The sequence below is a fragment of the Pseudomonas sp. genome (assembly GCF_030147005.1).
Taxonomy (GTDB): Bacteria; Pseudomonadota; Gammaproteobacteria; order Pseudomonadales; family Pseudomonadaceae; genus Aquipseudomonas.
Genome location: NZ_JASLAW010000140.1, coordinates 1 through 8,803, shown reverse-complemented (window position 1 = coordinate 8,803; position 8,803 = coordinate 1). Strand labels below are relative to the sequence as shown.

The 8,803-nt window shown below is 61.0% G+C and carries 8 protein-coding genes and 1 pseudogene; 4 read left to right on the top strand and 5 right to left on the bottom strand.

What is annotated here, in order from left to right:
• Positions 1-309: pseudogene (locus tag Q1V60_RS12890) on the bottom strand (ribonucleotide-diphosphate reductase subunit beta); the annotation flags it as partial.
• Positions 310-677: 368 nt separating this feature from the next.
• On the opposite strand from Q1V60_RS12890, the gene Q1V60_RS12885 reads away from it, so the two are divergent.
• Positions 678-893 carry a TOBE domain-containing protein gene (locus tag Q1V60_RS12885; RefSeq protein ID WP_003173733.1) on the top strand — a complete coding sequence of 72 codons (216 nt, stop codon included), beginning with the start codon at positions 678-680 and terminating at the stop codon, positions 891-893.
• A gap of 69 nt (positions 894-962) precedes the next feature.
• Here Q1V60_RS12885 and Q1V60_RS12880 read toward each other — a convergent pair whose 3' ends face one another.
• Complete coding sequence (locus Q1V60_RS12880) at positions 963-2,108, bottom strand: PatB family C-S lyase (RefSeq protein ID WP_300630854.1); 1,146 nt, start codon at positions 2,106-2,108, stop codon at positions 963-965.
• 190 nt (positions 2,109-2,298) lie between these two features.
• Here Q1V60_RS12880 and ggt point away from each other — a divergent pair, with 190 nt between their 5' ends.
• Positions 2,299-4,023: a gamma-glutamyltransferase gene (gene ggt / locus Q1V60_RS12875; RefSeq protein ID WP_300630851.1), complete on the top strand. Its 1,725-nt coding sequence runs from the start codon at positions 2,299-2,301 to the stop codon at positions 4,021-4,023.
• 77 nt (positions 4,024-4,100) lie between these two features.
• A complete protein-coding gene (gene xth, locus Q1V60_RS12870; RefSeq protein ID WP_300630849.1) occupies positions 4,101-4,895 on the top strand; it encodes an exodeoxyribonuclease III in 795 nt (264 codons plus the stop codon).
• Here xth and Q1V60_RS12865 read toward each other — a convergent pair.
• The 3 genes from Q1V60_RS12865 to Q1V60_RS12855 form a co-directional block, all read right to left on the bottom strand.
• On the bottom strand, positions 4,892-5,428 hold the full coding sequence (locus Q1V60_RS12865; RefSeq protein WP_300630847.1) for an AAA family ATPase: 537 nt from the start codon (positions 5,426-5,428) through the stop codon (positions 4,892-4,894). The two genes, xth and Q1V60_RS12865, sit on opposite strands and share 4 nt — an antisense overlap.
• Complete coding sequence (gene pnuC / locus Q1V60_RS12860) at positions 5,425-5,988, bottom strand: nicotinamide riboside transporter PnuC (RefSeq protein WP_300630844.1); 564 nt, start codon at positions 5,986-5,988, stop codon at positions 5,425-5,427. The genes Q1V60_RS12865 and pnuC overlap by 4 nt, the downstream gene beginning before the upstream one ends.
• A gap of 322 nt (positions 5,989-6,310) precedes the next feature.
• Positions 6,311-7,402, bottom strand: coding sequence for a calcium:proton antiporter (locus Q1V60_RS12855; protein ID WP_300630841.1), 1,092 nt, complete (start codon positions 7,400-7,402; stop codon positions 6,311-6,313).
• Positions 7,403-7,595: 193 nt separating this feature from the next.
• Between Q1V60_RS12855 and Q1V60_RS12850 the strand changes: the two genes are divergently transcribed.
• The gene (locus Q1V60_RS12850) at positions 7,596-8,549 is read left to right on the top strand and encodes an adenosine deaminase (protein ID WP_043051475.1); all 954 of its coding nucleotides are present in this window, start codon (positions 7,596-7,598) and stop codon (positions 8,547-8,549) included.
• Positions 8,550-8,803 lie beyond the last annotated feature (254 nt).

The following is an 8,803-nucleotide window of genomic DNA, read 5'->3' as shown; positions in this document are numbered from 1 at the left end:
GTACTTGAAGGGCACGAGTTGGTTGAGGTCGGCGCGGCAGTTGATCATGCGTTTTTCGTCAACGGCGACGCGGGCGGAGGCGCCTTCGAGTTCGGCGAGGCCTTCGGCGACGTCGAGTTTGTCCAGCTCGGCCTTGGCGCGGGCGATGGCGGCGGAGTCACTGGCGGTGACGGCGCGGGCTTCGATGGCCGCGGCGGCGCCGGCGCCGTCGAGGCGGTCCATGTTGGCTTCGGTGGCGTGGCCGGCGTTGGCGCCTTTGACGACCGCTGCAACGCTGTCTTCGTTGTCGACTTCATCCCAACTCAGCATTGAAATACTCCTTTCTGAACTGTTCTGACGGCGTAGGGGCCGTCCAAAAAATAGGCTGTTTTACAGGCTTCAAGGCATTGAAATACCGCTCGTAGTGTGGTCGGTGATACCGAGACTTCACACTATGTAGTGGTGGTATCTGTTTGTGGGCACACTATATGGTGTGTGATAGCGATGGTCAACGTACACCTCGGGACCTGGTGTCGCAGGGGTAAAAACGCAACTCGCAGCCGCGAGGCGGGAACGCTTATATATCCATATCGAATAAATAAAGAGTTATATATTCTTTTTATTGTTTTCCGTGAGGGCGCATTTTGAGTGCCTGCGCATTCGTGCGGATTGACTCAACAGCCAAAAGGAAAGCCGACATGACCATCAAAGCGATCAACGTGCGCAACCAGTTCAAGGGCGTGATCAAGGAAATCCTGCTGGGTGAAGTGGTGTCGGAAATCGACGTGCAAACCGCGTCCGGCATCGTCACTTCGGTGATCACCACTCGCTCCGTGCGTGACCTGGAGTTGAAAGTGGGCAGCGAAGTGATCGCCTTTGTGAAGTCCACCGAAGTGTCCATTGCCAAGCTCTGAAGGCATGCATGGCTAAAGAACGGTGCCGCTTCGCGGCCCGGCGGGAGCGAGCTCCCTCGCCACGGAGCGCTACAGGCGGCGCAGGGCGCGCTCCATACGCTGCAGGCCTTCTTCGAGCATCGCCCGTGGGCAGCCGAAGTTCAGGCGCACGAACTGCTGGCTGTCATCGCCGAACTCAATACCGGCGCTCAAACCGACCTTGGCCTGCTCCAGGAAAAACTGCTGCGGGTCATCCAGGCCCAGCGCACTGCAATCCAGCCAGGCCAGGAACGTACCTTGCGGGGCGTGCATCACTACGCCGGGCAGGCGGGTGTGCACGGCATCGAGCAGGTAGTCACGGTTGGCTTGCAGGTAATGCACCAGCGCGTCGAGCCATGCGCCGCACTGGCTGTAGGCGGCGCGGGTGGCTTCCAGGCCCAGGGGGCTGACGCTGTCGACCATGCCGCAACGGGCCTGGTTGAAACGCTCACGGATCTCGGCATTCTGCACCACTGCAAAACAGGTCTTCAGGCCGGCCACGTTATACGCCTTGCTCGCCGACATCAGGGTGATGGTGCGCTGGGCAATCTCATCGCTGAGGCTGGCGATGGGGATATGCCGACGGCCGTCAAAGCACAGCTCGGCGTGGATTTCGTCGGAGATGATCAACGCGCCGCTTTCGAGGCAGGCGTTGGCCACGGCCAGCAGTTCTGCACGGGGGAAGACTTTGCCGATGGGGTTGTGCGGGTTGCTGAACAATAACGCACCGGCGCCGGTCAGTGCCTGGCGTAGCGCGGGCAGGGGCGTAAGGTATTCACCGTTGATCAACTCGAACGGTACTTCGATGCGCGGCAAGTTCCAGTTGCCGGGCGCCAGGCGAAGCGGCCGGTAGTTGGGGGTTTGCAGCACCACCGGCTGGCCGGGTTGCACAAACGCGTGCAGCGCCATATTGAAACCCGGCTCGACGCCGGGCAGGAACAGCAGCTCCTCCGGTTGGACGCGCCAGGCGTATTTGGCCCACAGGTCAGCGATGATCGCTTCGCGCACATCCGGGCCGGCGACGCTGTAGCCGAGTACCTGCTGGTCCAGGCGCGCATGCAACGCCTGAAGCACGGCGGGCGGGGCGGCGATGTCCATGTCGGCGATCCACATTGGCAAAACGTCTTGCGGGTAGCGGTTCCACTTGGTGCTGCCGGTGCCGAGGCGTGGGTGGATCGTGTCGAAATCGAAGCTCATGGGGGGCTCGTGTCAGGCGGCGGAAAAAGAATGGCGCTGATTCTAGCGCCATTAATTTTATAGGCCACTGCTGATTGGTTCGGCCAACCGTTCCATGACCGACAGGTTCTGTCATGAAACCGCCATTGCGCTGGGGATCGAGTCAACAAGGGGCTATTTTGGTGCATCTCAATAATTAGAGTAGTCACGGATGAAATACCAAGCCTTGAGTTGCACCTTGATTGCCACTGCCCTGGTGTTGACGGTCAGTGGCGTGCACGCCGCTTCCCAGGCCCCGGTGGCCGGTGAAAATGGCATGGTGGTGACCGCCCAGCATTTGGCGACACAGGTCGGCGTGGATGTGCTCAAGGCCGGCGGCAACGCGGTGGACGCGGCGGTGGCGGTAGGCTACGCGCTGGCAGTGGTGTACCCGGCGGCGGGTAACCTCGGCGGCGGTGGTTTCATGACCGTGCAACTGGCGGACGGGCGCAAGACCTTCCTCGACTTCCGCGAAAAAGCTCCGCTGGCGGCCACGGCCGATATGTACCTGGACAAAGACGGCAATGTCGTCGAAGGCCTGAGCACCAAAGGCCACCTGGCCGTCGGCGTGCCGGGCACCGTCGCCGGCATGGAATTGGCCCTGAGCAAGTACGGTACCCTCAAGCGCGCCCAGGTCATGGCTGCGGCAATCAAATTGGCGGACAACGGCTTTGCCCTGGGGCAGGGCGACATTGACCTGCTGCACACCGCAACCGGTGAGTTTGAAAAAGACCAGGACATGCGCGCAATCTTCCTGCACAACGGCCAACCGCTGCAGGTCGGCCAGACGCTGGTGCAGAAGGACCTGGCCAGGACCCTCAAGGAAATTTCCGCCAGGGGCAGCGATGGCTTCTATAAAGGTTGGGTCGCCAAGGCCTTGGTGGACTCAAGCCAAGCCGGCAAGGGCCTCATCACCCAGGCCGACCTGGACAGCTACAAGCCCCGCGAACTGGCACCCATCGAATGCGATTACCGTGGCTACCACGTGGTTTCGGCGCCGCCGCCAAGCTCCGGGGGCGTGGTGATTTGCCAGGTCATGAATATCCTTGAAGGCTACCCCATGGCTGAGCTGGGGTATCACTCGGCCCAGGGCTTGCACTACCAGATCGAAGCGATGCGCCACGCGTACGTGGACCGCAACAGCTACCTCGGCGACCCGGATTTCGTGAAGAACCCGGTCGCGCATCTGCTGGACAAAAACTACGCGGCGAAACTGCGCGATGCGATCGAGCCGCACAAGGCCGGGGACTCCCAGGCAATCAAGCCGGGCGTGTCGCCCCATGAAGGCAGTAACACCACCCACTATTCCATCGTCGACACCTGGGGCAACGCCGTTTCCGTCACCTACACCCTCAATGACTGGTTCGGCGCGGGCGTGATGGCGAGCAAGACCGGGGTGATCCTCAACGATGAAATGGACGACTTCACCGCCAAGGTCGGCGTGCCGAACATGTATGGACTGGTGCAGGGTGAAGCCAATGCCATTGCGCCGGGCAAGACGCCGCTGTCGTCGATGAGCCCGACCATCGTGACCAAGGATGGCAAGGCGGTCATGGTGGTGGGCACGCCGGGGGGCAGCCGTATCATCACCGCGACGCTGCTGACCATACTGAATGTCATCGACTACAAGATGAACATCCAGGAGGCCGTGGACGCGCCGCGTTTCCACCAGCAGTGGATGCCTCAGGCCACCAACCTTGAAACCTTCGCGGTCAGCCCGGACACTCGCAAGATCCTCGAAAGCTGGGGCCACACGTTCGCCGGCCCCCAGGATGCCAATCACTTGGCCGCCATCCTGGTGGGCGCGCCGGCCCTGGATGGCAAGCCGGTGGGCAACAACCGCTTCTATGGCGCGAATGACCCGCGTCGCAATACGGGGCTGTCGTTGGGTTACTGATACCGACTCGCTCCCGCATGGAACATCTGCCGCCTCTCCAGGCTCTACCCCAAAGAGCCCAGAGAGGACCCCATCCCATGAAAGCGCTGAAAATCGCCACCTTCAATATCAACGGCATTCGTGCCCGTCTGCCCAACCTGCTGCAATGGCTGGCACGTGAGCAGCCGGACATTGTGTGCCTGCAAGAACTCAAGGCACCGGAAAGCCTGTTTCCCTATGCCGATTTCGAAGCGGCCGGCTACGGCGCGATTTGCCTGGGCCAGGCTTCGTGGAACGGAGTCGCGATTCTGGCCAGGGACGCGCAGCCGCTGGAAAGCCGGCGCGGCTTACCCGGTGATGACAGCGACACCCAAAGCCGCTACATCGAAGCGGCGGTGCACGGCGTGTTGGTCGGCTGCCTTTATTTGCCCAATGGCAACCCGCAACCGGGGCCGAAATTCGATTACAAACTGGCCTGGTTCGAGCGCCTGATCGACTACGCCCAGGCGTTGCAAGCCAGTGAGCATCCGGTGTTGCTGGCAGGGGATTTCAATGTGGTGCCCACCGACCTGGACATCTACAACCCGCGCTCCTGGCTCAAGGATGCGTTGTTGCAGCCCGAGAGCCGCGCCTGCTATCAGCGCCTGTTGGAACAGGGCTGGACAGACGCCTTACGGCATTTGTACCCCGAAGAGCGGGTGTATACGTTCTGGGACTATTTCCGTCAGCACTGGCAGAAGAATTCCGGCCTGCGCATCGATCACCTGCTGCTCAACCCGGCGCTCAAGCCTTATCTCAAGGACGCGGGTGTCGATGCCTGGGTGCGCAACGAGGCGCATGCCAGCGACCATGCGCCGACGTGGATTCAGCTCGGTTCGCGCAAAAAGCGTTAATCGACCCTTGCGGGTGCGAGCAAGCGCTCGACGGCGGCAAACGCTGCGTCCCTGCGCGCTTGCCAGTCTCCCCTGATTACCCTCACCGGCTGGTGGTGCGCCTGCATCCAATCCAGGCTGGCCTGGAAAAACGCCCGGCGGTCCTCCAGTTGCGGTTGGCAGCGCTGGCCGTCGGCGCTCCATTCCACGTCTTCGGGGGACAGCAGCAGATGCAGGTTGTAGTGACGGGCCAGCAGTTCAGTGTCGAGCCACCCTGGGTAATCGCCGAACAGGGTTTGGCTCCAGAGCTTGTTGGTCAGCAGGTGGGTATCGAGGATCAGCAATGCCGGACGCCTGGCTCGCGCCGCGTCTTCCCAGGCCAACTGGCCCCGGGCGATCGCCGGGATATCCCCCAGGCAGGTGTCGCGTTGATGCTGGTCGATGAAATAGCGCACGTATTCACCCACCATCAGCCCACCGAAGTGCGCGTGAAGCTCGGCCGCCAGCCAGCTTTTGCCGCTGGACTCGGGGCCCGCCAGAACCACCACCTTCATGCGCGCAACGCCGGGTCAGCGCGCCATTCACGCCAGCCTTGCACGGCAATGACCGTAAACAGCGCATAGAGCGCGGCGGTGAGGTAGAGGCCTTTGTAGAGAAACAGCCCGACGAAAATCACGTCCACCACGATCCACAGAGGCCAGCATTGCACGCGTTTTTGCGCCATCCACACCTGCGCCACCAGGCTGAAGCCGGTGAGGGCCGCGTCGAGCCATGGCTGGGCAGCATCGGTCCAGTGGGCCATGGCGGTGCCGAGCAACAGGCTGCCAATGGCGCCCACGGCCAGGCCGGCCATGATCGCCGGCCTACCCAGGCGGGTGACCTGGCGGCCCTGCTTGATCTCCCCGGCGCGGGTCCATTGCCACCAGCCATAGAGTTGCAGGGCGGCATAGACCACCTGCAGCAGCATGTCGGAGTAGAGCTTCACGTCGTAGAACACCCACGTGTAAAGCAGCACCATCACCAGGCCGATCGGCCAGCACCAGGGGTTCTGCTTGACCGTCAGCCATACGGCGATCACCCCCAGTGCGGCGGCGAACAGTTCAAGCCCGGACATGGCGGTTCCTTGGGGAGTGGAAGAGGGCGGTGATTGTACCCAGAGGTGGGCGATCCTCAAAACGCCGGTGGGCAAATGCGAAAGGGCTTGCGTCTTTGCGGGCTTGCCCTAATGCCAGTCAGTTAAGACAGAACCGGTCCCTGTGGCGAGGGAGCTTGCTCCCGCTGGACTGCGTAGCAGTCCCATTTTTGGGGCCGCTTCGCGCCCCAACGGGAGCAAGCTCCCTCGCAACAGGTCGCAGGTTTTTCTGCTTTAGCGCTTAACTGACCGGCATTAGGGCTTGCCCTCCCATATTTGGCGTTATGGTGTTCTTAAAATCCGGTTATAGCCCCAGCAGCGACAGCATGATAAAGGTCGCAAACAGTACGAAATGCGTCATCCCCTCAATGGCATTGGTCTCACCATCATTGAGATTGATCGCACTGACAATCAGCGTGATAAACACCATCACCGTCTGCACCGGCGTCATCGCCATCTGGAACGGCTGGCCGGTGTAGAGCGCCATCGCTTCCATTACCGGCACCGTCAGGATCACCGTCGACAACGAGGCACCCAGTGCGATGTTCACCACCGACTGCATGCGGTTGGCCAAGGCGGCACGCAACGCCGTGAGGATTTCCGGCGCGGCGGAAATAGCCGCCACGACAATCGCGGTGATCACCGGCGGGGCGCCTGTGCCTTCCAGGCCCAGGTCGAGGGTCTTGGACATCACCTCGGCCAGCGCACCAATTACCACCACACCAAACACCAAAGTACCGATCGAGAACGCGAGGTTCACGGGCGGAGCCTGCTCTTCTTCCGGCAATTTCTTGCGGCGTTTTTCCGGGTAGCTGTAGCTGAAGAAATAACTGTGCGGCCCCACCTGCATTCTCAGGAACAAGGTGTAGAGCACCACCATCGCGCCGATGGTGAAGGCCGAGTAAATTTTCCAGTCGGCCTCGGGAATGAATTCCGGCACCACCATCGACACGCCCATGGCGGTAAGGATCATCACACTGTAGGTGCGCGCAGAGTCATCGTTGTAGGACTGCTCGCCATGCTTGATTCCGCCCATCAGCGCGGCCAGGCCGAGGATGCCGTTGATATCGAGCATCACCGCCGAATAGATGGTGTCGCGCACCAATGTGGGGGACGGCTCGTTGCTCATCATGATTGCCAGGATGACCACTTCCACCAGCACGGCCGCCAAGGTCAGGATCATGGTGCCGTAGGGGTCGCCGACCTTTTCCGCCAGTTGCTCGGCATGATGGGCCACCCGCATCGACGCCATCACGATAAACGCGATCAAAGCGAGGCCGGCGAGCAGCGCCACTATCTGCCCGCTGTGGAGCATCCAGTGTTCCAGCGGGTAGGCGGCAATGGCGGCAATCAGCGCCAGCAGCATGAATTTTTCTTGCTTGAGGGAAGTGAGCATAGGGGGCCTTTAAGTACGGCAAATCAGTCATCGTTGGGGTACAGACTGCGCCACGCCGCTAACGTTTCGTTACACCTTAGTTCACGCCGCCCTTGTGCAAATAAATCAAATACTCTCCTGCTGGTCAGGTTTTGCCGATTATTTCAGCCATGGCCTGTAGAATGCCGCCATTGCACCTGATGAGATTTTAGATATGTACGATTGGCTCAACGCCCTGCCCAAGGCTGAACTGCACCTGCACCTGGAGGGCTCGCTGGAGCCTGAGCTGCTGTTCGCCCTGGCCGAACGCAACAAGATTGCGCTGCCCTGGAACGACGTCGAAACCCTGCGCAAGGCCTACGCCTTCAACAATCTGCAAGAGTTTCTCGACCTGTATTACAAAGGCGCCGATGTGCTGCGCACCTCCCAGGACTTCTACGACCTGACCTGGGCCTACCTGCTGCGCTGCAAAGCCCAGAACGTGATCCACACCGAACCCTTCTTCGACCCGCAAACCCACACCGACCGTGGCGTGCCGTTCGAAGTGGTGCTCAACGGCATCGCTGCCGCGCTCAAAGATGGCGAGCAGCAACTGGGCATTACCAGCGGCTTGATCCTCAGCTTCCTGCGCCACCTGAGCGAAGCCGAAGCCGAGAAAACCCTCGACCAGGCGCTGCCATTCCGTGACGCGTTCGTCGCCGTGGGCCTGGACAGCTCGGAAATGGGTCACCCGCCGAGCAAGTTCCAGCGTGTGTTCGACCGCGCCCGTCACGAAGGCTTCCTCACCGTGGCCCACGCCGGCGAAGAAGGCCCGCCCGAGTACATCTGGGAAGCCATCGACCTGCTCAAAATCCAGCGTATCGACCACGGCGTGCGCGCCATCGAAGACGAGCGCCTGATGCAGCGCATCATCGACGAGCAGATCCCGTTGACCGTTTGCCCACTGTCCAATACCAAGCTCTGCGTATTTGACGACATGGCCCAGCACAACATCCTCGACATGCTCGAGCGTGGCGTGAAGGTGACGGTGAACTCGGACGACCCGGCCTACTTCGGCGGTTATGTCACCGAGAACTTCCACGCGCTGTACACCTCCCTGGGCATGACTCAGGACCAGGCCAAACGCCTGGCGCAGAACAGCCTGGATGCGCGGCTGGTAAAGCCTTGATGGCATAAATACGGATTAAACATGTGGGCGCTGGCGTGCCGTGGCAAGCCCTAATGCCAGTCAGTTAAGGAGGAGCGCTTTACCGTGGCGAGGGAGCTTGCTCCCGCTGGACTGCGCAGCAGTCGAGACTGTCAGAAATTTTGTGTTCGGGCATAACATGTAGCTAGAGGTGCATGTATGCCGACTAAAAAGAAGCCCGCCAATGCAGCAGCGAGGGAGTTACCCTCGATCCCCCAAGAACTGATCGAGCAGTT

Bases quoted from the DNA above. Each gene is read 5' to 3' on its own strand.
- Q1V60_RS12880 (WP_300630854.1), bottom strand. From the start codon at position 2,108: ATGAGCTTCGATTTCGACACGATCCACCCACGCCTCGGCACCGGCAGC.
- Q1V60_RS12865 (WP_300630847.1), bottom strand. From the start codon at position 5,428: ATGAAGGTGGTGGTTCTGGCGGGCCCCGAGTCCAGCGGCAAAAGCTGG.
- pnuC (WP_300630844.1), bottom strand. From the start codon at position 5,988: ATGTCCGGGCTTGAACTGTTCGCCGCCGCACTGGGGGTGATCGCCGTA.
- Q1V60_RS12885 (WP_003173733.1), top strand. From the start codon at position 678: ATGACCATCAAAGCGATCAACGTGCGCAACCAGTTCAAGGGCGTGATC.
- Q1V60_RS12855 (WP_300630841.1), bottom strand. From the start codon at position 7,402: ATGCTCACTTCCCTCAAGCAAGAAAAATTCATGCTGCTGGCGCTGATT.
- ggt (WP_300630851.1), top strand. From the start codon at position 2,299: ATGAAATACCAAGCCTTGAGTTGCACCTTGATTGCCACTGCCCTGGTG.
- xth (WP_300630849.1), top strand. From the start codon at position 4,101: ATGAAAGCGCTGAAAATCGCCACCTTCAATATCAACGGCATTCGTGCC.
- Q1V60_RS12850 (WP_043051475.1), top strand. From the start codon at position 7,596: ATGTACGATTGGCTCAACGCCCTGCCCAAGGCTGAACTGCACCTGCAC.